Origin of the sequence: Paenibacillus luteus (genome assembly GCF_006542765.1) — a bacterium.
Classification (GTDB): Bacteria; Bacillota; Bacilli; order Paenibacillales; family Paenibacillaceae; genus Pristimantibacillus; species Pristimantibacillus luteus.
Genome location: NZ_SKCD01000022.1, coordinates 254,208 through 278,678 on the forward strand (window position 1 = coordinate 254,208; position 24,471 = coordinate 278,678).

Below are 24,471 nucleotides of genomic sequence, written 5' to 3' on the forward strand. Positions count from 1 at the left end.
TCCTGATAGTGGGCTGAGTTGACTTCAGGTATCTTCTGTTTACTTTTTCTCGGACATAAGGTCCCGGTATTCATTTGGCGTGCACTTCATCGCTTTCTTGAAAAATCTAAAAAAATAATGGGGGTCAGTAAAGCCCAGCTTCGAAGAAATATCATGAATTTTCAGCGTGCTGGAACTGAGTAATTCCTTCGCTTTCTCTATCTTCAAGCGGTTAATATAGTCGGATATCGATTCGCCGGTATGTTTCTTGTACCATCTGGATAAGTATGAGGGATTGAGTGCTACTTTCTCGGCAATTCGGGTCAATGACAGGTCATCTTCCAGATGGGTATGAATATAGTGATGGACAATGGCTAGCATCGGCAAATCGTCTTCGACGAGCTTGCCTTCCCAATAGCCTCGTTCAAGAATAAGATTGATCCATCTCTGAAATACATGTAATGCTCTCATCCACACAATCTGGGCATCAAATCGTAGAAATAAAAACCAATCCTCCCGATTCCTTGCATGTTCCTTAAGGTTTAAGGCATCAATGGCCATCAATAAATGATTGGAAACACCATGCAAAATTTGCATTTTGTCGAACGGGTCTTCTGGTCCTTCCTCTCTATAAATGCTACAAAAATCTTTAAAATGCCTTTCCACCTCCAAACGATCACCTTTCATTAACGCTTGAAATATCAATTGCATGCACTGTATAGCAGCTTTTTTGTGATCCCGTTCTTTATCTACATTATCCGTAGAGTCCTGGTTATTCAGAGGGACCAACATCCACTTCTCCATTCCCGCGCTTGGTCCTTGTAATAATGCCAATTGAAGTCTACTAACGGTTTTGGAAGCTTGTCCCCAATCTACAAAACGGTCGATCAGCGCAACCGATACCGATATATTCAAATATTGCCGGCACGCTTCCTGGAACGTTTCGAGTGTACCATGAATAAAACGAAGCAAGTGATATTCGTTCTCCTTCATGCTCAAGAACCAGTCTGCCGATTGCATGAAACATACCAAAGATGTTTGGTCAATATCTGTACATTTAATATTAGCCTTTTCCCCTAGCAGCTCTTCTGCAATGTTGCCAATTCCGTACATCATTAATCTACGGTCTTCATCTCCCTCGTATTTCCCCCAATCCTCGACCGTAATGGCTGCTAAAAGGATAGATTTCTCCATACGAAATGGCAGTTGCAGCGTATCAAAGGCAGCTTGCTCCAAACGGGCTGAACCATGAGCGGATTGAAGTATATCCTTCAGCAATTGATTTTGTAGGCCGGTTATCACTTTTGGCATCTTTTCCTTTAAGAGCACCCTCTGATGGCTAATCTCCAGTTCATCCTGTACAAGCTGGGTAGCACGCAAGACGGTCTCTTTAATTCGGTCCATCCCTTCTGTCTTCAGTAAATAATCTACGACGACAGGGCTTCTTATCGCTTGATGGGCATATTCAAATTCATTATGCCCGGTAAGTAAAACAACTTTGCAGCGTGACCATTTCGTCTCAATTTCTTTCACGAGCTCCAGCCCATTCATGAACGGCATACATACATCGCTCAGAACGACATCCACTTTCACCTCATCGAGCCAATCCATCGCTTCCGAAGTCGTATAGGCTTTCAGTACATCCAAATCATAACGACTTTCTTTTAAAAAATATTCGTAAAGACCATCCACGATATGCGCTTCATCGTCAACGATCAGAAGTCGGAACATCTGTCTCCACCTCTTCAATTGGAATTTTTATTTCTACCCTCATGCCTCCCCATTCGCTTCTGGATATCGAAATGCCATAGGGAGCACCATAACGAATAACAATTCTTTTATGCACGTTCAAAAGCCCAGTGATTTCCTTGTGGGTAGAAAATATCGAGGCATCGTTAAGCATACGCGTTAATTCAGCAAGCCTCGAATCCGTTAAGTTCTCTCCGTTGTCATCAACAATGATGCTTGCACTGTTCTCCTGTGAATGAAAGCTCAGCCTCAGTAGCCCTTTGCTCTTGTTTTCTTTCACCCCGTGCTCAAAAACGTTTTCTGCGATTGGCTGGAGGATTAACCTTGGAATACGAATTCGTTGGAGCGACTTCGGGATCTTTTCATAGATAATTGATATTCTTGGCGCAAACCGGATTTCTTGTAAAGACATATAGTTAATGACATGTACGACATCTTCCTCCAAATTAACGTCCTGCGCTGCGTTCCGGGTAATATATTGAAAGTATTGACCCAAATAACCGGAAAATTCTTTAATGCCATCCACATCTTCGAGCTCTGCCATTTGCTTGATCGTAAAAAGGCTGTTATATAAAAAATGAGGTGTAATTTGTGACTGAAGCTGCTTTAACTCCGCATCCTGCGAACGAATTCGCTGCAAATAATTGTCCTTAATCAGCATATGCAATCGTTCAAGCATGTCATTAAACCTTGTATATAAAAAACCGAATTCATCTTTGCGATTATGCTTAATTTTCCCATTTTGTCCAAACTCCACTACTTTGAATGCAGTAGTCAGCTTGCCTAGAGGCTGATAGATGAGTCTGATGATCCAATAAGAAAACAAGATGATGACGAAAAATGAAAAGAAAGTAATGATCCAAAGCCACCGGGTGTAAATTTCGATTGGCTGCTGCAGCGTAGACTTCGGAATAACTTCCGCAAGTTGAATACCAAATTCCTCATTATTAATCGTATAGACTCGGTTATTCTCCGTTTCCAATCGTCGAACATCATTAGGCAATTCCTTCGTCTCATTCCTGTCATCCGATAATAGAATACTAGTATCCGTTTCTGATAAGCCATCGGAATTCAAATTAAATATTCCTTCGCCAAATAGAAGGGAAGCCCCTCCTGAACCCGTTTCTGTAAACCCATTTAATGTCCTGATCATTTCGTTAGCGTTAATCTTAAATGCAAGCAAAAAGTTAGGCTCCATCGAGCTATCCATCATATACGGAATACTCATTGTAAAATAAAGGCTTCCTTCATATAGAGAGATCGAGCTCTGTAAATTCCCTCTGCTGTCCAACAAGCCTTTCAATTCTTCTCCCCCATAATTCGAAATATAGGAGAGGGCGCTAATTTTTTTCCCAATCACAGGCACATAATAAATGACGTCTTCAATATAAGGACTCGACTGCTGAACTTGACGCAATTTTCGATGAATTTCGTTCATTCGTACCGACACCTCATAGCCGTTCAATACTGGATATTCAGCAGGGAAGCCTACCATTTCGTAATCATTGGAATATTCCGTAATGAGACTGGACATTCTCGTCATCTCGAATTCAAGGTGATTATAATGAAATAACAGCTTGGAAATGTTTGACTTGTCAATTTCCTTCCGCATCTGTTCCGATCCGATGAAGGTTGACCATATCCCGAGTCCGTAAAGCGGAATAATAACGAGAAAAAAAGCGATAAATAATTTTGTAAAAATAGAGTTCCATTGTATTTTCACGAGCATCCCCACTTATCAGAATACGACAAAAGAGCCGTAATACGGCTCCTCGTTTTTTATGATTTTACCCTTTAACGCTTCCAACAACTAGTCCTTTAACGAAATAACGTTGGAAGAAAGGATAGATGAGCAAAATTGGCAATGCGGATACAAAGATTTGAGCGGCTCTTGCTGTTCGATTAGAAACGAATTGCATCATCTTTGCTTGTTCCAAGCTCATATTCGTTTGGTTCATACTATCGAATTGAAGCAGTGATTGCAAATAAGTAGATAGCGGATAATGCTCTGGGCGGTTCATATAAATCATACCATCGAACCAAGCATTCCAATGAGCTACAAGCGAGAATAGAGCTACCGTTGCCAAGCTTGGCAACGTCAGGGGCAAATAAACCGTCCATAACGTCCGGAAATGGCCTGCACCATCCATAAAGCTCGATTCTTCTAGTGCCTTTGGCAGCGTCCTCATATAATTCATGATAAGAAGCACATTAAAAACAGGTATGGCTCCCGGTAATACCAAGGCCCATATTGAATCCATGATTCCGGTTTCTTTGACAACCAGGAATCCCGGTATCAATCCAGCTCCGAACAACATTGTAAAAACGAAAAACCATGCATACCAAGTTCTGCTGCCAAAATCTTGAGCCTCCTTTGAAAGAGGATATGCCACCAGCACACTAAGCACCATATTGATTCCGACTCCAAGTATTACGCGTTTTATGCTGACAATGAAAGAAGTAAGGAAGCTTACGTTATTGAATACGTAATCATAGGATTTCAGCGTAAAGTCAACCGGCCATATGGAAACCTGACCCGCGCTTACCGCAGCTTTCGAGCTGAAGGATATCGCGAGTACATTTAGAATCGGGAATAAACAAGCCACCGTCAGTAACAACAACAGAAAGGCATTCACGATTAAAAAAAAGCGGTATTTTTTTGATAGCATCGTTACCCAGTCCTTTCTTTAAAAAATGCGGTATTTGGCAAACCGATAAGCTAGCCCATAACCCGCGCCAATCAGCACTAAAGAAACAACCGACTTCACTAATCCAACTGCTGTCGCGACTGAATAATTATTATCGACAAGACCGATTCGATACACAAGCGTATCCAGGATATCACCTGACTCGTATACGACCGGGCTGTACATATTGAATACTTGATCGAATCCCCCGTTCAACACATTACCAAGACTTAAGCAAGCAAGCAATATAATAGTAGGGCGAATGCCAGGCAGCGTAACGTGCCATGTTTGCTTCCAACGGCCTGCCCCGTCAATGACGGCTGCTTCATATTGTGTCGGATCGATGGATGTCAGCGCAGCCAAATAAATAATGGTACTGAAGCCGACTTCCTTCCACTCGTTGGTTATTACCATCACATAAGGAAACCATGTATTATCGGATAAAAATGAAATAGGCTGGAAGCCGACCGCTTTAATGATCTGATTGATTAGCCCTTCCGACGGGGACAGAATATCGACGACAATCCCCCCCAAAATGACCCAAGAGAAAAAGTGCGGCATATAAATGACCGTCTGAACGTATCGCTTTATAAAAGATTTTCTTACCTCGTTCAACATTAGAGCCACCGTAATTGGAGCAACCAGACCTGAAACAATTTTCATGATTGAAATAAACACCGTATTCCATACTACTTGATAAAATGATGGGAGCTCCATCATATATTGAAAATTGTCCAATCCTACCCACTCGGCTTTAGCGAAGCCCATCAGCGGCGTAAAATCTTGAAAAGCAATCACATTACCAATCATTGGAATGTAACAGTAAATCAGAACAATAATGATTCCCGGAATCATCATCACATGTAGCGGAATATTTCTTTTCATCCGCCTGAAGCGTCGTCGTGTTCCCATAATAATTCCTCCCTTGCTACTTAGTATAAATTCACATGCTGGTTTGGAGACAGTGTGACGTCTTTACAAAAGGTATCTTTTCATTACCTTCCTCCACGAATGTTGAGGAAAAAGAAAGGCAAACCAAGAGACTTTGCTCCTGATCTGCCTTTTCGTGCATGAATCCTATGATTTCCCGATAAGCTTCAATAAGTTATAAATCGCCTGAGCCGTTTCTGCCCGGACGGCTTCTGACCTTGGATTAAACAGCTGTTTCCCATCACCCTTCATCAATCCCACTGAAATGGCCTGGGTTACTTCCTGCTTCGCCCACAACGATACTTTTGCATTGTCTTTGAAGCCATCCAGCCCAAGGTTAGACTGAACGGTATTACCCGAACTGTAAGTATAAGCACGTACAAGCAATGCCGCCATCTGCTCCCTTGTGATGGTTGCATTCGGGTCGAATTTATTATCTGTTGTCCCTTGAATCAATCCAGCTTCATAGGCTGCGGCTACGTCCGACACATACCATGCATTTTCACTGACATCCGAGAATGGCATCGATTTCCCGGTAGCTCTTAAACCGAGCGCCCTTGTAAACAAGGCGATAAATTCTGCACGCGTTGTTTTATCATTTGGTTTAAACTCCCCGCTCGTCACGCCGGTAACGATATGTTTGGCAGCCAGTACCTTCACCGTTTGGAACGCCCAATGATTGCGAGGTAAATCTTTAAATGATTTGTTGTATTCTAACACTGCATATTTGCTGAAATGAGCTACGTCAGTTGAAACAGTCCTATTCGCTATATCAATCACACCGCCAACATATTCCCATAATGCAGTCAAATCATTGTAATAATAAATGCCAATTAACTGATCATCTACTTTGTTCTCCTCAAATGGAAGCACGATGCTTACAGCCTTAGCGAATTGGCTTAAACGGTACTCCTTTTGTTCTTTGGTACGAAGGAACAGATCTAGATCGTAAGCGTACCCTCCAGACTTTAATTGTGGATGGTTGCTGTCTACTGAAAGCTCATCTACTGGTTTTAATCGTACAATCAGTTCCAACCCTGACACGTTCATGCCACTCGCTAGATTCGTTAGATCCCTCAGCACTTCAGAAGGAATCACGATGGTTACGTCTCCTCTTTTTATAATCAATTTTATTTTCCCAAGAATGGCAGCCGTGCTGCCAGGTAATGAAATTTCTGTTTTTCCAGCTTTCACTTCAACCGTTACGCTTCCGTTCTTCACGTTGCGAAGATCTTGTTCGCTCACATCTGACGATCCCATTCCGTTATCAGCCTTAGGATCATTAGAATTTGGGGGCGTACCAGGTTCAACGACTTGACCACTTATGGTCACAACTGCACTGCCCGTTACACCCGAACCATCTCCTGATGCTGCAGTCACTTTTACTTTGCCGTCTTTCACTGCGGTTAATAATCCGTTCGCATTCATAACGGCCAAGTTTGTCTGAGTACCGTCCTCATTTGCCACCGTCCACGTCAAAGACGGGTCTGTTGCGTCGGACGGCTGCACTTCAGCATTCAACTGCAGTGAGCCCTTATCCTCCGTGATCGCAAGCAAGCCGTCCGACCCGCCAATGGTAATCGAGTTTACCCGCACCCATTCTTTTGTCGTTGCCTTTGCGATAGCTGAGAAAACCGATTCTACACCGTCTTTGATTGCAGTAATTCGATACTCATAGGCGGTACCTGGTTTCAAGGCTGTATCCGTAAAGGATCCTGAACCAACTGGAGCCGTATTGATTTTCTTGAAGCTGCCGTCCGTCGCCGCTTTTCGATATACATTGTAGCTTAGGGCATTTGGCAATTCGACCCAATCCAGCTTCACGGTCGATGCCGTCAAGGATACCGCACTTAGTCCTTCCGGTTTGCCGGTCATGTAACCGAAAACCTTCACTTCCGCCATCTGCGGCGTATACCAGTTGTTATTCGGATTATTATGAAGTACAGCATCCACTAGTACGATTTTCACATATCTTGCATTCACTGCTATCGTATCCGTAGTGAAACCATATTCCGTTATCCCGGTTCTATCCAGCGATACATCGTAATAGACATCATCGCTACTCGTTTCAATTCGATACTTATAGTAGCCTTCGGAGCCCTGTACCATCGGCCAAGAGATTTGGACATTCGTTAGGTCGTAGTTATCTCCAAGATCCACTTTCCACCATTTTGGCCATGAGTAATTGCTGAGAGCCGACCAAGTCGTCGAATAATCGCCGTCATTTGCAAGGCTAGCCGGATTCGTCAACGTCTCATTCTCGGCAGTCGCAGGCTTTCCTTGCGATAGGAGATCTCCATTCGATATTGGTACCACTACACCCGATTGGAAATCAACCGACAATTGTTCCGTATAGTCTACGTAAGCCGTTGTTCCCGAAAGGATAAGGGGCATCCACATCTGTTTTGCGTCGCCTAACCACCGATATACATTCCAAATGTAAGAGGTTGTCGTATCCCCTTTAATCGTAACGACTCCACCGCTCTGGGCACTGAATGATGATCCGTTGCCCAGCTTTTTCAGTTCCGACCATGGACCTTCCATTGAAGTTGCGGTAGAATACATCGCTTGATTCGGATACCAGCCCGATGCGCCGGAAGTAATTAGGAAGTAGATACCGTCCTTTTTTACGATAGTAGGCGCTTCCCTAAACTTCCCGGTATAAATCGTCAACATCTCTTTCTCAACCGAAAGATAATCTGAAGTCAGTTTGTAGAGCTTCAAATCCGCGTTAACGCTAGCCGAGGAAATTAAGTATGCCGCACCGTCGTCATCCACATAAACCGTCAAGTCTCTAGACTCATTACCGTTTGGCCTATAGCTTTTTGTGAACGTGTATTTTCCATCAGGTGTATCGCTGTAAGCAGCCGCGACTCTTGCCAGCCCGTAATCAACTCCGTTCTCATAATGCATCCACATGATGTACTTATTCGTACTCTTGTTATATACAATCTGTACGCCTTCTAGATTAGCTTCGGCCAATTCTGGATGATCCCTCGATTCGAGAACGGTCTGGCTGAAGGTCCAAGTCTTCAAATCAGCCGATTGATACATAACCAAATTTTTGAATTTCCCATTTTCCTTGGAGCCTATGAGGAAGTAATAGGAAGAACCCGCTTTGAAGAAGCCGCCTAATCCCAAACTATTTCCTTCCTCGTCATTCCACCAATTTTCGCCGTTCGTAAAGGTCATCGATGTTGCCGGAATGCTGAACGTCGTAGCGCTTGCCTCTTTAGACAGTTCCGATTCGCCTGCGTCATTCTGAGAGCGAATCTTGTAATAATAGGTTTTGCCTGACTGAAGTCCCGTATCGCTATACGCAACGGTGCTTCCGCTATAGATCTCCATATAGGGACCTGCTGCATCATCCGCTCGATAAAGCTTATAGAGTGATGCACCTGATACCGAATTCCATTTTACATTTACCTTCGATACGTCTGCGCCCTGTGTTTGTACGCCAATCGTTCCCAGCCCTATAGGTACCGCAGGCGCACGCAGCGTGCCAAATACTTTAACTTCGTACAATTGCGGCGTATACCAGTTGTTCGGATTGTTGTGCAGCACTGCATTAACCATGTTGACCCGCACATATCTTGCTTTGCCAGTCAGTTTATCAGACGTAAAGCCGTATGTCGTATTATTTGTACGATCCAGAGCGACCGTATAATGGACATCATCGTCACTAATTTCGATTTTATATGGATAGTAAGCTTCTGAACCCTTATACATAAACCACGAAATTTGGATATTACTAAGATCATATTCAGCCCCAAGGTCAACGCGCCACCAGTGTGGCCATGTGCCTGTGGAAGCTGTCCACGATGTGTCGTAACTGCCGTCGTTCGCCTTGCTTGGAGTAAAATCCTCTTCTGCTGTCAATGGCCTAGACGACTGCGCGGCCGCTGGTTTGCCTTGAGAGATAAGCGGATTTGTTGGCGGTATGGTAATACTCCCTTTCGCCGCATCCATATCGAATTGTTCGTAGAACTCCATAGAAGCATTGGTCTCATTAAGCGTTAACGGCAGCCAAATGTATTTAGAGTCGCCAAGCTTTGCAGGATTCCATCTATCTGCATGAAGGATATACGAAGTCTCTTCCGTTCCCTCAACGGTAAAAATATAAGCCGATTGGGTGTAGAAGGAAGAAGTATTTCCTATATTTTTGAGCGTTGTCCACGAAGAAACATCCGCAATCGTCTTGGTTGTCGAATACATGGCCTGATTCGGGTACCAGCCACTCGCTCCCGATGTTATCAAGTAATAAAGCTCACCCTTCTTCACGACGGCTGGAGCTTCACGGTATGGACCCGAATAGATTTTGCCAAGCTCCGCCGCCACGCCGGTATAATCGTCTGTTAGCTTATACAGAATCATATCCGCGTTAACACTCGAAGAGGAGAACAAGTAGGCCGATCCGTCGGTATCTTTGAATACCGTCATATCACGTGAATCTTTGCCCGCTTCCGGGTCACCTTCATGATTCGGATCGGCTGGATTTGGTCTAAAGCTATCAATGTAAGTATAATTTCCGTCGATGGTGTCGGAAGTAGCAACCGCTACCCGTGCCAAGCCATAGTGCTGACCGTTCTCGTAATGCATCCACAGTACATATTTCTTCGTTTTTTCGTTATATAACACCTTCGGCCTTTCAATGTTGCTATCTGCCAGATCCTGTGCCGGTTGACCGTCCAGTCCGCGGGATGTCTGTGTCAAGACATTATTCCTAAACGTCCAGCTCTTCAAATCTTTCGAAGCATACACTTTAATATTGTAGAAATGGGCCTGGTCCGTCGACTTATCTTCACCGAACCAATAAAAGGTATCACCGACTTTGATCATGCCTCCGCCGTGGGCTTGAATCTTGTCTCCATTGTCGGCATACCAAAACGCGCCATTCTCAATGAATGCAGCACCGGTTCTTGCCGTTACGCGATCAGATTTCGCCGATTCTCCACTAGAATTCACTCCAGATACCGCATAATAATAAGTGGTTCCCTCTCTTAATCCCTTATCCTCGAAGGTGGTGCCTGTAATAGCATCACTATTGATTCTCGTGTAGGTGCCAAAGAGTAAGTCAGAACGGTATATATTGTAGCTTTCCGCTCCCTCTGAGGCATTCCACTTTAAATTCATCGTGCTTGTGCCGTTCTCCGTTACCACAACGCCACCAGGACGTTTAATAGCGCCACCGCCAACCGTTACGGTAGCTCTCGCTTTAATCGCGCTGTTTGCTACGGCTCCGATTACGTCAAAGGTGCCAGGCGCCGCATAAGACTGAGGATCAACTGCATCCCATACCACATTTATGCGTCCGATTGAACCATCGCTGTACTGAGCATCCAACGACGGTGGAAGCTGAAGCGATTCCCCCGTATCGATGGCGAGTTCGATTGCAGCAATATTTACCATCGTCGCGTAACCCTTAAGCAAAGTCTCTATCTCTTCCTCAGAAATTTCCATGATACTGCCATGTCGGATATCCGTAGGAAGTTGATAATCGCCGGCACTTAGCTTCGTCCAAGCTCCGGAAGCGAGCTCCGTGGCGCTGTAACCCGCATATGTTCCTTTATTGTACTCATCGGCATATAGATACCAAATGTTCTCCGTAAACGATTTAATAACTGTCGGACCTTCCGCTTCAGGTAGAATTACCGCGTTCGGGTAACTAGCTGTATCGTAAGTTCCGATTAATCCGTTTCCTGATACCGCCATTTTGATTCCTTTACCCGTTGGTGCTCCGGTACTGTTATCTCTCTCATCTTTATAATAAGTATAGAATTTTCCAGCATCCTCGATAACAGTCGGATCGATGACGTTATGACCCGGATCGAGGAACAGCTTTGGCGCCGAGAAATTCACGAAGTCAGTTGTCGTTCGGTAGTAAGTCCGATGCTCGCCGGATACAGGAGTTCCCGGTACTTTAGAGGACCAAATGACGACATAATTATTTTTGGCGGAGTCATAATAAGCCTCCGGCGCCCATGCATCCGTGCTATTCCCAGGCGCGAATGATACAGACCGTCCATTAGTCCAATGCACAAGATCCTCTGAATCATAAATTAACAAGTTTTTGCTCGTCCACGAATCCGTGGAGAGAAGATGATACTTTCCGTCTTGCTTGCGAATAATGAACGGATCCCGAATTGACTTATTGCCTATCGTTGGTTTAAGAATGCGTTCGCCTTTATTCAATGTTGTCCAATGAAGACCATCCCTGCTGTACGCATGATAAAGAGATTCATCAGCGGTCTTGAAATAAGACAGCAGGTATCCCGCATACGCTTCTTTGGATTTCACAACGACTGTAAACGATTTCTGATCTTGAATAGTTCCTTTTCTAATGGTGGCCGTGAGCGTTACGGTTGCATCAGGTAACCCTTGAGCAGGCCGCGATATGGCACCAGTGTCTGCATGTAACACTTCTGGCTGACTCGATACCCAAACAATCTTCGATTGTTCCATTCCTTTGGCCGGCAATAGGAGATCATGACTAAGTGCATGAATATCGTTTCCAAGGTTGAGCGACGCTTTGTCCAGTGCTACCGACTGCTCGTCGCTTATTTGTTCAAGAACCGTTATTATAAATGTCTTCGTGTGCGACATTCCCGCTTTGCTCAGTGTAGCCGTTAATTTTAATGCTATATTGCCCGCGCCCGCTTCCGGACGGTTAACTTCCCCCGTCATTCCGCTAATGATCGAATCGTTCTCTGAAGCCCATGTTATGATTGTGCCATTGTCCCCGGCATTCGGCAGCACAAGCTTCGTTTTCACTGCGCTGACGTCTCCCAGCGTAAGTGCATCCGCATCTTCCAAAATATCCTGAAAGCTTATCTGATTCGCAAGCCCACGAACCTCCGTTGCGCTTAGCGCCCTGTCATACAGACGGAAATCCGACACTTTTCCGTTGAACCAACGGTCACCGGAGTAAGGCGGGCGGCCGATGTAATTAAATATCGTATTCTCTAAGTCCTTTGGCAATATCGTTATTCCCGTATTTCGGCCAACTTCAAAGCCATTTTCGTACAGAATGGCGGTGTATTTAGAATCCGTATCATTCTTCCCTATAGTAACCGTTAAGTTTTTCCACTCACCTGCCCCAAGCGGTATATTCGTCCTTGTCGCCGATTGCTCTAACGTCCATTTGTCCGTCGATATCGTGAAGCGGAAGTTGCCGTTGCTGCCTTGATTATCCGCAGCCAGAAGTCCCATATATTTTGAGCCATTCACACTCGCGTCCGTTACGCTGCCGAACCCGTATACCCATGACGGACGACTAACGGAATTGGCGAATACGTTCGTCGATACGGTTACATTGGTTACACCGTTTAAAATATGATCCGGCATTTTGATAGACCCATTGGAACCGTTAAGCGCTGCCGCTCCTGTCCCTCCCTTGCCTGTCGACCATGTAGCGCCAGTGCTAAGCGTTCCATCATTGCCATTGCCCGAGGAGTCCGCCGCAGTTGTGCCCGTCTTCTCATCCAGTTTGTACCACAGCTTAAGGTTAGGTTCCTTGACGACATTAACCTGTACGAAGTAGTCCTTACCTAGGTAATTCAGTGTTATTGTTGCACTGCCTTCCTTGAGCCCTTCGATTAATCCAGCTTTTGATACAGAAACGACCGCTGGATCGGAAGATGTTATTGTAGCTTGACTAGTCACATCCCCAGTTGTGCCATCCGCGTAGGTAGCCGTCAGCACGGTTGCATGCGTAGCATGAACAAAAGGAAGCGTATATGCGTCTGAGTCTAAAGTGATAACCGTTTTGGCCTGCAAAACCGTCACTTGAAAAGTCTTCGTTTCGGTAACGGCACCACGGCTAATCGTTGCGGTTAATTGAACTATAACCTCTCCTTCCGGGTTACGATGCACGGTACCATTATTCTCCATCACGGCTGTATTGCTTGATTCCCAAGAGACAGCCATGCCTCCTTCGTAAGAAACCGGCAGCGTCAAGTTACCAGCCACAGCAGACAAATCACCGAGGCTGAGCTTCTCTTTCAAGCGTTTGACTGCTTCGGTATCCGACAAATTTTCATAAACGATTGCATTTATTTCGGACTCGCTTAGCGCTCTGTCGTACATACGGAATTCCGAGATTTTTCCCTTGAAATACTTGTCCGCGTTATACGCCGGTCGGCCTAGATTATTCTCCGTCGTCACCCCGCCGCCCAAATCTTTCGGTAACGTGACCATATTCGAATTTGTACCAACCGCCACCCCGTCTTCATAAAACGTACCCGTGTACTTCGCATCGGTACTGTTCTTTTTTATCGTTATCGCAATATTTTTCCACTCACCTGTACTAATGGTTCCTGACTTTCTGACTGATTGCTCGTCCACCCATTTATCCTTGGATATGACGAATCGGGCGGCTTTTGGATTGCCTTCTGCCGATGTAGCCATCAGATAGTTCGCTCCCCAGCCCGTATTTTCGGTGCTTCTATTGCCAAAGCTGAAGAACCATGAAGGATCTTGTTTGTCTGGGCTCACATAAACGCTTGTTATAACGGTAATTTCAGTGATCCCTGCCAAAAGGTTATTGGGCATACGTACATTGCCGTTTACACCATCAAGAATAACCGCGCCTTCAGACCATACAGCGCCGCCAGACAATGTAGCGTCCTGTCCGTTGCCTGAGGAATCCTTGACAACCGTGCCAGAAGTTTCATCAAATTGATACCATAGTTTCAAATTTGGATCTGTTGCTGCAGATACCTTGATCATGGTTATGTTTGGCAGCATGCTGCTCAATAAAGCGATGACCAAAAACATAGAAAGCCATCTTTTGTACATGAATTCCCCTCTTTTCTCACCAAAATGGTAAGCGCTAAACGATTCTGGCTCTGTATACTCTTTGGTGGTAAGCGCTTTCTCACTGATTGTAAGGCTGGCTGCTCTACTGCTGCTAGTGGTTTGTATCGACTTGTAGTATCTTTCTTTTACATATTTCACAGATAGCTTTGATACTAGCCTTGATCATCAAACACTCTTAGCATCTTGCCATTGTTTGCGCATGCTTAGTATATTGCTCAGACGTGATAACAAAAAACTTTTTAAAATAACGGAAATGGTTTAAAAAATTCGGTTATGATGGAGAACAATTTATTGGCTTCTCAGCCTTCCAATCATTCATATTGCTTTGAACAAGCAAAAAGGACGAGAATCATACATTAGGCTTGAAATGCAATGGCCTAATCTACGTTTTAATTTCTCGTCCTAAAATGTTGTTATTTATGGTTTAACCGGTAATATAAATCATTCCAGCGTATTTCATTCTCAAGTGAAGCCATTGTGGTAGATGTATTAATGATAATGCATTCAACACCTGCCATTCGAGCCCAATCCTGCATTTGTTGGCTAATTACATGGAAGGAGAATCCGAAGTGATGGGCACCGCCGGCGAGGATCCATGCTTCAGCTGCGTCCGTGAGGGAAGGTTCGGGCTTCCACATGATACTTGCCACCGGCAAGTTCGGCATTACCTTTTCATTCTCAACTGCGGTCACTTCATTAACGATCAAGCGGAAGCGGTCTCCCAGATCGACGACTGTTGCATTAATTCCTATACCGCTAGCCCCGTTAAAAATGAGACGAGACGGATCCGCCTTACCGCCAACGAACAATGGATGGACTTCAATTTTCGGTTATTTGCTGCGAGTGTTGGACAAATCTCCAGCATATGGGCTCCGAGCACCATTTGATTGCCTGCTTGCATATGGTAGGTGTAATCCTCCATGAATGAAGTGCCTTTGTTCTCGGCCATAATCTTCATCATCCGGACTATGCCTTCTTGTAGAAAGGCTTTCAAACCAATCTCAATCCGGGCCTGCTCCCCAATGGCCTCCCGCTCCGAACCTTCGAGTCGCCCGCCTTCCGTAAAGTCATACAACTCCTGGTACTCCTCCATTAATTCCTTTACTTGAGCATTCGACACATCGTTCACACGTTCGGCCAAATTGCCAGCAGGATAACCGTTAACGGACCACCCGAACCGAACTTTACCCTTCGACCTTATCCCCCTCGGTTACAGCAACATAACGCATGTTATCTCCGAACCGTGCGATCTTCATTGTCTGGCTCTCCGTATACGCAGCTGATGTTCTCATCCAAGAGCTAATTCTTTCACGCACCTTCACCTCTTGCCAATGTCCTGCGATGATTTTGCGGGCAATGCCGAGCCGTGCACCTATAAATCCGAATTCGCGATCACCATGTGCGGCTTGATTAAGGTTCATGAAGTCCATATCGATGCTGTCCCAAGGAATATCGACATTAAATTGCGTATGAAAGTGAAGCAGCGGCTTGCGTAATTGCGTTAGCCCCGAGATCCACATCTTCGCTGGCAAGAACGTATGCATCCATGTCACGATTCCTACACAGCTCTCGTCTGAATTGGCCTCCACGCACACTCGGCGTATAGCTTCGGGGGTAGTGACAACCGTCTTGAATTGAATCGAATACGGGATAACAGGGTCTTTGTCTAGAGCATCGACCATTGCCTTTGAATTTTATTCTACTTTTAATAAAACGTCATCACCGTATAGTCCCTGACTTCCCGTTATGAGCCAGAATACGTAAGGCTTTGCCTGCAGCATGTAAATTCCTCCTATAAATGATTTATAAATTTTAAATCAAGCCGATATTGAATGAATTCTCTAGGCTGTAATATCCGAAGTGAGCCGCTTTCTTTTTCTGCGGACCTGCCTTTCGTCCAGCAATTGGAGGGCTCAAGCCCAAGTACATGCTCACCTGCACCCGGCATACGCCATTGCACCAGCTTTGGCAGCACCGCCGCGTCCCATTCCAATTCAACTATGAGTCCCATGGAAGAGGAACATTCATGGTTCACGGGGAAAGAAGGACTGTGAATACGCGCACTGATAAGCTCGCTCCCCTTCTTCGGCTCATGGTAATAGACTTGCTCCTTGTGCTGGGGGTCGGGTGCTTGCCACTCCCCCATTCTGCTCATATCCATGTCCGGATCCCGCGGAAAGCTATTTCCCTCAGGTAGGGTAACCGTCGTGTCTTCAGCCATAAGCGGAAATCCAAAGTTAAAATGATAGAGCATCATATGGGGCACCGGATGGAAGCCTGCATTCTCAACGGTATCCTGAATGGTAATCCGGTTGTCTCCCAAACGGCTCATAATCATTCTGGTCAGGCGTATACGCCCTCCGAAAATGGAGGTATCCTCCATAACACCGCGGAGCTTCATTACATACTCATCGCCCTCCCATTCCGCCCAGCTGGAGATCTGGCGGCCCAGCGTATGGTGAATGCGCCCATGCAGGCCGTATGCCCCTGCGCTATCTTTACCCGGCGCCCCTACCTGCGATAGTCCGCAGGTCATCAGCAAACCTCCGGATGCACTTCTTAGCCACTCGGCCTCGCGTTGATCGAAATAGGCTGGATGCGGCTCACCATTACCGGCTGACCAGCTGACCGGAACGCCATGCATCTCTGCAAGCGAGATATCCAGTCCCTTGTCTGGCGTCACATAGTAGGATAAGCCAGAACCGGTGCGGTTCATTCCATGCGTCGCCGGATTTAAAGAAAATGGAATCCCCTGCGCTGAAAGCCGAAATATTGATTTTATTAAGCGTTTTCCATGTGCGTTCAGCGCTTAAGCCATCGTTCGCATCATCGCCAGTGCTGGAACTAACATAATAAGCGGTGTGACTCTCCGAATGAATAGGCGCTACTATCTTTTGAACCTCAAATTGAATCCCCCTCGTAACATCATTATCCTATCATTCCGTCCAGCTCCATTAACATGTGCTTATCTTTGAAACTGCTATGTGTTTTGGTGGTATTTTGGCTAGATGCAAATAACATTAGCATTCAAACACAAAACAGACTGCTCTAAAAGAACAGTCTTGATCAAAACTAATCTTTCTCTTCGTCTTAAACTCATGATAAAGATTTATGAGGGCTATTTTTCTATCTGAGACACATAGCTCGGAAATCCCCAGTTCCTTCGCAATCTCCCTATCTTCGAGTATATCCAAATAACCATGCTTCGACGGGTTTGCTGCTCGGTCGGTTTGTACTAAGATAGACTAATTAAACCTAAGAAAGGGGAATTACTATGACAGACGGTCTATCCATAGACGATACAGAAGAGCTCGTTGATTTTAACTCGGAGGGTTATCACGAGATGATCGTCAAATCCCTGCTTAATAAGGGCAACAATAAGCGTTTGAAAGTCGCCATTGAAAAAGCCAAAAGAGGCGATAACATTACGCTTGCTTTCATTGGCGGCTCCATTACTCATGGAGCCGGAGCAGAGCCGCTCCATACTTCCAACTACGCTCACCTTACGTATACCGCTTTTAAAGATATGTTTGGTAAGGACGGCGGTAATCAGATTCACTTTATTAAAGCCGGCTTAGGCGGCACGCCTTCTGAACTGGGCATGATTCGCTATGAGCGGGATGTCCTGAGAAACGGAACGGTTCAACCTGACATCGTCGTCGTGGAGTTTGCCGTCAATGACGCCGACGACGAGACGAAAGGGATTTGCTATGAAAGTCTCGTACTACAAATCCTGAGCGCAGCCAATGAACCCGCTGTCATTCTGCTGTTCAGTGTGTTCGAAAACGATTGGAATCTGCAGGAACAACTTTCTCATGTCGGCTGGCATTATGAACTTCCCATGGTAAGCGTGAAGGATGCGGTAACGAAACAATTTTCAAAGTCAAAGGACGAAGGCCACGTCATTTCCAAGTTACAATTTTTTAGCGATATCTATCATCCGACCAATGCGGGACATCGCATCATGGCCGATTGCTTGCGTTGGCTATTCACCGAGACCGATCGTTGCGCACCTAATCAGAAGGATATCGTTATCAACAAACCTCCGGTGTTCGGCAATGATTTCGCTGACGTTCGTTTGCTAGATAGGGACAATTGCCCTAGTGGAACAAAGATTACGGAAGGTGGTTTCTACGCATCCGATTCCGAACTCCAGTTCGCGGAGATGGATGATCATCCATCCGGCACGGCCCAATTCCCCTACAACTGGATGCACACATCCGAATCAGGCAGCGACAGCTTCACGATGACGCTTCACTGCAAAAGCCTGCTTCTCATTTATAAGAATTCCGGAAGCGACGATTTCGGAAACGCCGATATTTGGGTTGATGGAAAGCTTGTAAAGGTGGCAGAGTCCCAAACGGTCAAGTGGACGCGTTGCCACGCCCTCATTTTGTATCGGGAGCCGCAATCGAGAGAGCATACAGTGGAAATCAGAATGGCGGCAGAACATGAGAGCAAGCGATTTACAATTTTGGGCTTCGGCTTTGTACAATAGTCAATTTTCACTAATTATACATTCAGAATTGCTTGTTACTGATATACTTCTGGAGTAAAAATGATTATACAACATGAAAGCCCTTCTGCCCGCTTTTACTAAGGGCTCGAAGGGCTTCTATATAAGTTGAAACGTATAGAATTAACACCTAAGCGATATTTATCTACCTACTGACCAGCTTGTAGTACGATCCTTTCGGGAGCTGTTCCTTGTCGAATAGCAACGGCCAATTTTTGCGCCCTCTGACCGGGAAGTTGTCCAACCACGTATAATCGTCCGCTGCCCCCCAGAACGTTACGCTCGTCAGCACATCTCTATATTCGCAGAACAGCTGGAATAACTGGGAATACCTTTCCTCCTGAAGACTCATCATCTCGGAAGTAGGGGAAATCAGATCAATTCGTTTATCTTCGAACTCGAACACCGACACGTCCATCTCCGTGATATGAAGCTTTAGCCCAAGCGAAGCGTAACGTTCTATAGCCGTTCGGATATCGTACAGTGACGGATGGGATAAATTCCAATGCGCTTGAAGTCCGATACCATGAATTGGCACGCCCTTCTCCTTTAGAGATTTTACCAGTCTATAAATTTTTTCCCTCTTCTCAGGTACGGACTCGTTATAATCGTTATAGAACAACAGCGCTTCGGGATCGGCTTCATGCGCATATTCGAACGCCTTGGAAATGAATTCCTCCCCGGCGATGTCGAGCCATTTGGACGAACGCAGTTGTTCTTCGCTGCTATCTGATACGGCTTCATTCACGACATCCCATGCATAAATTTGACCCTTATAACGCCCAACCACTGTATTAATGTGAGCTTTCATTCGCTCCAACAGCGTATCGCGATCAACTAGACCTCCAGTTTCATTCTCGAACACCCAAGCAGGCGTTTGATTATGCCAGACGAGCGTATGCCCTCTAACTTGCATTCCGTTTACTTTCGCAAATTTCATTAAGCGATCCGCGTTCTCAAATGTATACTGATGTTCCGAAGGATGCAAACGCTCAAACTTCATCTCATTTTCAGCCGTTAAACTATTGAAATGATAAGCCAACAACTCACGTTGTGTGACCAGCGTCTTCATATTTACAGCTGCACCAATTAAAAATTGCTGCTTGAATGATTGATGAAGTTTTAAAGTTCCTTCATATCGGGAATTGTCCATTTCTCCTATCGCCTCCTCTTCATGTATAGGTTGACTTTAGACTTAATACAAGACAACGAAACCCACCAGTTACTTTGATTCATAATCAAACCAGTCAAAATGGGCAAGCGACTTCGATTGGGCGCCATTGCCAGTCGCGTACAAAGCGAAGAGCACGCCAGTAAATCCGCCAGCCACTTCCGTTGCAAGAAGGGAGGTCTCTCCACGGCCGAACCAGAATGGTTCTCCATTGCCATTAGAGAATCCGAAAGCATACAGGTCGCGATTGGCGTTCACATGAAGCACGATAGTGTCGAACGCCCACGGCGCCTCGTTCTCGATCTTCCACAAGCTGCCAAGCTTTCTACGAAAGATTACTTTGCAAACGCCAGCGATACGAGTCACAGCCATCTCATAATGGAAGCGATCATTCATATAAACGGTAATGCCCGCTTCCTCTCCGTCACACTGAGGTGCAAATTCCATATGCGTAGACACGCTGCAATCGAAATGCTGTTGTCTTCTCGCTAAAAATGCAGGAGCTCCGATTTCATTCAACGTCGTCTCGTTGCCCCGTAGCGTTAGACAACTATCCTTCTCGTTAAGAGACCAGTTATCCGGGTTGGGTGAACGCATAAAATTCCAACAAGGCGCAAGCGCCGCCGCATCGAAGTTGTCCCGAACTGGCGCAGCGGCTGCAGGCTGCAGCGGAAGATTGCCTGCCGGCATCGTCTCGCTGACCGTTCCGTTATCGCCAATGCTCGGCCAGCCCTCTTCCGTCCATGTGACGGGAGAAAGAAACGTCTCTCTGCCGAGATGGTGTTTATTCGGATAGCCATGCGGCCTGATGCCAAGAAATACAGCCCACCAGTCACCATCCGGCGTTTGAACGAGGTCTGCGTGTCCTGTTGCATGAATAGTCTTCGACTGACTGCGATGGGTTAAGATTGGATTGTGCGGACAGCTTACGAAAGGCCCGCTCGGACGTTCGCTTCTAGCGATCGTTTCCATATGGCCGTACTCGGTGCCGCCTTCGGCAATCATCAAATAGTACCAACTGCCGAAACGATAAATATGCGGTGCTTCCGGGTACTGGCCTCCTGTTCCCGTCCAGAGGAAAGTAGGATCAGTCAGCCTTTTGCCGGTTTTCGGATCAATCTTGCTCTGATAGATACCAGGTCCCTGATCCCCGTGAGCAGAAGAAGTAAAATACAATGTTCCATCCTCATCGAAAAACAAGTCGGGATCGATACCGGGATGGTCGACGAATATCGGATTCGACCATTCCCCGCGCGGATCATTCGTATGTACAAAGAAGTTACCGCCGGCGGTAACGTTCGTCGTCACCATATAGAACGTTCCGTTATGCTCGCGGATGGTAGGCGCGAATATGCCGCCGGAGCTTGGAGCACGGCTTAGATCGAGCTGCTCGGGCCTTGTCAAAACGTGGCCGAGCTGCGTCCAATTCACAAGATCCTTGCTGTGGAACAGCGGAACACCCGGAAAATATTCGAAGGAACTCGTTACGAGATAATAATCATCGCCAAAACGGCAGACGCTTGGGTCCGGATGAAAACCGCTTATAACCGGATTGTTATAATTCATGCAAGCGCACTCTCCTTATCGTTGCGAAAATAGTTAATTAAGATTCACATAGCGAAAGTAATCAAAATCTACGAAACCGCCAGCTTGCTTCGTGGCGTAATTGTAAAGCCCGAATCGGTAGCCCATAAAGTGCTCGAGCCTGTATTGCATACGAAACGAATCGCCGATTACAAGCCAATTCACTTCGTCCGAGGAATAGCGGAAGCAGGCAATATCCTCGCAATCGCCATTATCGAACTGGCACTCTATTTGCAAATAGATTTGGTCGCCCTCATACTTTACGCGATCAACTGTGATTTCGCCTTGACCGCCATCCACTCTGCCATTGATGCACATTGCTACGTAACGATCGCCGTTATCGTCGACCTGAATACCGACCGAGCCGAAAGCATATTGCAGCGACACCAATCCTGCACGGTCGCCCGGTTTCATAGCCTTGATATCCATAACCGTTGTACCGACACATGCCGGACCTACAGTACGCTGTGTTAATGTATTGCGGGCAAATTCTACGCTATTCGTGGCATGTCCCGTCGTTAGGCGTAAGCACCCCGGTCGCTCCGTTACCGACCATTTACTATTGTCGGGATTATGATTCCATTGCCAATGAAGTGCTAGACGGTTCTCCCCGTAATCGAACTCATCACTGATGACAAGCGGCTTTGACTCCGAGTTAGGGAGCTTCACTTCGAACGTCTTCGGCGCTTTGCCCTGTTGCCCGAGAACTGGCCAGTCATTATCCCAAACGACCGGCAGAACACATGGAATACGGCCGACGGCGCCGTGATCCTGGAACAGTACCGCATACCAATCCCCATCTGGTGTACCAATAATGCCGCCTTGCGCGATGCCATTGTTGCGATGATCCATTGGATCATCGAGTACTAGCTTATGATCGTATGGGCCGAGCAGATCACGTGAACGATAGCATAGCTGTCTGCGGCGCTTGTTACCTGCATTCGGCCAATCGATAAAGAACAGATAATAATAACCATTAATTTTATAGGCATGGCAGCCCTCGGCACGAAGCATAATTCCGTCTCGTTCCGTCTCGAGCAGCAACTGATTGATACCGTCCGTCTTCAGAGCAGTTGCTTTCTCAGTCAGCTCTGTAATCCGAATATCGCCATTGCCGTGGAAGACGAACACACGCCCATCGTCGTCAAACAGCATGCTCGGATCATGGTGAATTCCTTGAATAACGTTACGTTTCCACTTCCCGTTCTCGATATCCTCGGTCGTATAAACGTAGAACTGATTCATATCCAAACTCGAGAAACACACATAAAAGATGCCGTTGCGATAGCGTAAGCTGGCAGCCCATGATCCCTTGCCGTAAATGCCTTTACCGTCAAGCAAATTGTGCGCGTCATTATCTTCGAACGTCTCGTATACGTAGTTAACAAGCTCCCAATCCTGAAGATTTTCAGACTTCATAATTGGGCAGCCTGGCATGGAATGCATGCTTGTGCTGACCATATAGAAGGTCGATCCTACACGGATCACGCTCGGATCCGGAACGTCCGCCCAGATGACCGGGTTCGTTATTGTCGTTTTATTCATCGCTAGCCCCCCTGTTTAGTTAGGTCTGGATTAGTCCATCATCCCATCAGTCTAGCCTGTATGCGCCTCGGCAACAACCCGTCTGTCTATAGTGTTTTTCATTCAAATTATAGGCGTTACTTTTCATACTTTTATGGTCGTACTTGCCCAGATGGATCGACGACGGCCCAGAATGCCGGCTTCGCGTGAAGCTGCTTGTCGAACAGGAATGGCGCATTGGTACGCGTCACCGGGAAGCTGTTCAACCACGTATGGTCGTCCGCGATGCCCCAGAATACGACGCCGCTAAGAATGTCCTTATTGTCTTTGAAAGCTTCAAACAGCTCGCGATACCTATCCGCCTGCTTCTGCAGCAGCTCAACCGGAATGTCGCTGCCCACATCGCTGCGATCGTTCCATGCGTAGAGACTCATATCCAGCTCGGTAACGAGATTATCAAGTCCTAGCTCAGCGAACTTCTGCATCGATTCGATAATAGAATTCACCGTAGGGCCGAATAGATCGATATGGGTCTGATGGCCGACACCATCGATCGGTACGCCTTTGTCCAGCATTTCCTTAACAAGCTCATACAATCGGTCTCGCTTCGCCGGATTGTCCGTACCGTAATCATTAATGTACAGCTTTGCCTCAGCTCCGCCCGCTTCGCGTGCCGCTCGGAACGCCGTCTCGATAAAGTCTGTACCCGTAATCTTGTACCATTCGCTAGCCCGCATGCCATCAGGGTCGGCTGGCTCTATGACTTCATTGACAACGTCCCATGATTGAATGTCGTCCTTGTATCGTTCGACAATTGTGCGGACATGCGTATTGACTCGCTGCAGCAGCAGCTTCTTGTTCGCTTCGCGCTTAGCCGCGTCTGTCTCCTCAACCATCGGCTTGCCCTCAGCATCCTTAAAGAACCAAGCGCCAACCTGACTATGCCAAAGCAAGGTATGGAAACGCACTTCCATGTTGTTTTCTTTCGCAAAAGCTACGATTCGATCCGTATTTCCCCAATTAAAATTACCTTCCGTAGGTTGAATCGCATCGGGCTTCATCACGTTCTCCGCAACTAGCCAATTCACGTGCTTCTTGAGCATCTCTGCCTTTAGACCCTCCATCTGGGCCGGCTCAATGGCAGCTCCGATCGGAAAGTAATCAGCGAATGTCTCCGCAAGCGAGGGAATATCCTGCTCGACCGATGGTTCTGACGTCGGAGTTGGTTTCAATGTTGGAGCCGGGGTCGGACTCGCTTCAATAGTGCTTGTAGGCTGGTCATCTTCAGTAATGACACTGCCAGCAGGTGCTTCCGTCTGAAGCGCAGCCGCTTCATTCCCGGTTTCCGCTTGATGCTTATTGAAGATAAGCACAGCAACAACCGCAATTAAGGTGGCAGCAGCTATTATGCTGTATAGTAGCTTGTTTCTTTTTTGAATCATTTCGTTTGCCCGCCCTTCATTCGTAATCTTTTTTTCCACACCAAACCTCTAAGCAGCAATAAGCGCCTCACG

12 protein-coding genes and 1 pseudogene are annotated in these 24,471 nt (G+C 46.3%); 1 reads left to right on the forward strand and 12 read right to left on the reverse strand.

Annotated elements, in window-relative coordinates:
- Positions 1-39: 39 nt before the first annotated feature.
- From E0496_RS17795 to E0496_RS17825, 8 genes and pseudogenes are all read right to left on the reverse strand, one after another.
- Complete coding sequence (locus E0496_RS17795) at positions 40-1,728, reverse strand: response regulator (protein ID WP_206669800.1); 1,689 nt, start codon at positions 1,726-1,728, stop codon at positions 40-42.
- On the reverse strand, positions 1,688-3,451 hold the full coding sequence (locus E0496_RS17800; RefSeq protein WP_161601464.1) for a sensor histidine kinase: 1,764 nt from the start codon (positions 3,449-3,451) through the stop codon (positions 1,688-1,690). The genes E0496_RS17795 and E0496_RS17800 overlap by 41 nt, the downstream gene beginning before the upstream one ends.
- 64 nt (positions 3,452-3,515) lie before the next feature.
- Complete coding sequence (locus tag E0496_RS17805; protein WP_141503108.1) at positions 3,516-4,397, reverse strand: carbohydrate ABC transporter permease; 882 nt, start codon at positions 4,395-4,397, stop codon at positions 3,516-3,518.
- Positions 4,398-4,415: 18 nt separating this feature from the next.
- The gene (locus E0496_RS17810) at positions 4,416-5,327 is read right to left on the reverse strand and encodes an ABC transporter permease (RefSeq protein WP_141503109.1); all 912 of its coding nucleotides are present in this window, start codon (positions 5,325-5,327) and stop codon (positions 4,416-4,418) included.
- A 165-nt stretch (positions 5,328-5,492) separates the two neighbouring features.
- Positions 5,493-14,141 carry an immunoglobulin-like domain-containing protein gene (locus E0496_RS17815; protein ID WP_141503110.1) on the reverse strand — a complete coding sequence of 2,883 codons (8,649 nt, stop codon included), beginning with the start codon at positions 14,139-14,141 and terminating at the stop codon, positions 5,493-5,495.
- A 434-nt stretch (positions 14,142-14,575) separates the two neighbouring features.
- Positions 14,576-15,291: pseudogene (locus tag E0496_RS37195) on the reverse strand (L-arabinose isomerase family protein).
- A 55-nt stretch (positions 15,292-15,346) separates the two neighbouring features.
- Entirely contained in the window at positions 15,347-15,844 is a 498-nt protein-coding gene (locus tag E0496_RS37200; protein WP_421924141.1) for an L-arabinose isomerase family protein, read from the reverse strand.
- A 110-nt stretch (positions 15,845-15,954) separates the two neighbouring features.
- Entirely contained in the window at positions 15,955-16,878 is a 924-nt protein-coding gene (locus tag E0496_RS17825; protein WP_141503111.1) for an aldose 1-epimerase family protein, read from the reverse strand.
- A 558-nt stretch (positions 16,879-17,436) separates the two neighbouring features.
- Between E0496_RS17825 and E0496_RS17830 the strand changes: the two genes are divergently transcribed.
- Positions 17,437-18,660, forward strand: a complete 1,224-nt coding sequence (locus E0496_RS17830) for an SGNH/GDSL hydrolase family protein (protein WP_141503112.1) — start codon at positions 17,437-17,439, stop codon at positions 18,658-18,660.
- Between the two features lie 163 nt (positions 18,661-18,823).
- On the opposite strand, the gene E0496_RS17835 is transcribed toward E0496_RS17830, so the two are convergent.
- The 4 genes from E0496_RS17835 to E0496_RS17850 form a co-directional block, all read right to left on the reverse strand.
- Positions 18,824-19,831 (reverse strand): endo-1,4-beta-xylanase, encoded by a 1,008-nt coding sequence (locus E0496_RS17835; RefSeq protein WP_141503113.1) that lies wholly within the window; start codon positions 19,829-19,831, stop codon positions 18,824-18,826.
- Positions 19,832-19,900: 69 nt separating this feature from the next.
- On the reverse strand, positions 19,901-21,415 hold the full coding sequence (locus E0496_RS17840) for a glycoside hydrolase family 43 protein (RefSeq protein ID WP_141503114.1): 1,515 nt from the start codon (positions 21,413-21,415) through the stop codon (positions 19,901-19,903).
- Between the two features lie 33 nt (positions 21,416-21,448).
- A complete protein-coding gene (locus E0496_RS17845) occupies positions 21,449-22,978 on the reverse strand; it encodes a glycoside hydrolase family 43 protein (protein WP_141503115.1) in 1,530 nt (509 codons plus the stop codon).
- Positions 22,979-23,109: 131 nt separating this feature from the next.
- Entirely contained in the window at positions 23,110-24,399 is a 1,290-nt protein-coding gene (locus E0496_RS17850) for an endo-1,4-beta-xylanase (RefSeq protein ID WP_141503343.1), read from the reverse strand.
- Positions 24,400-24,471 lie beyond the last annotated feature (72 nt).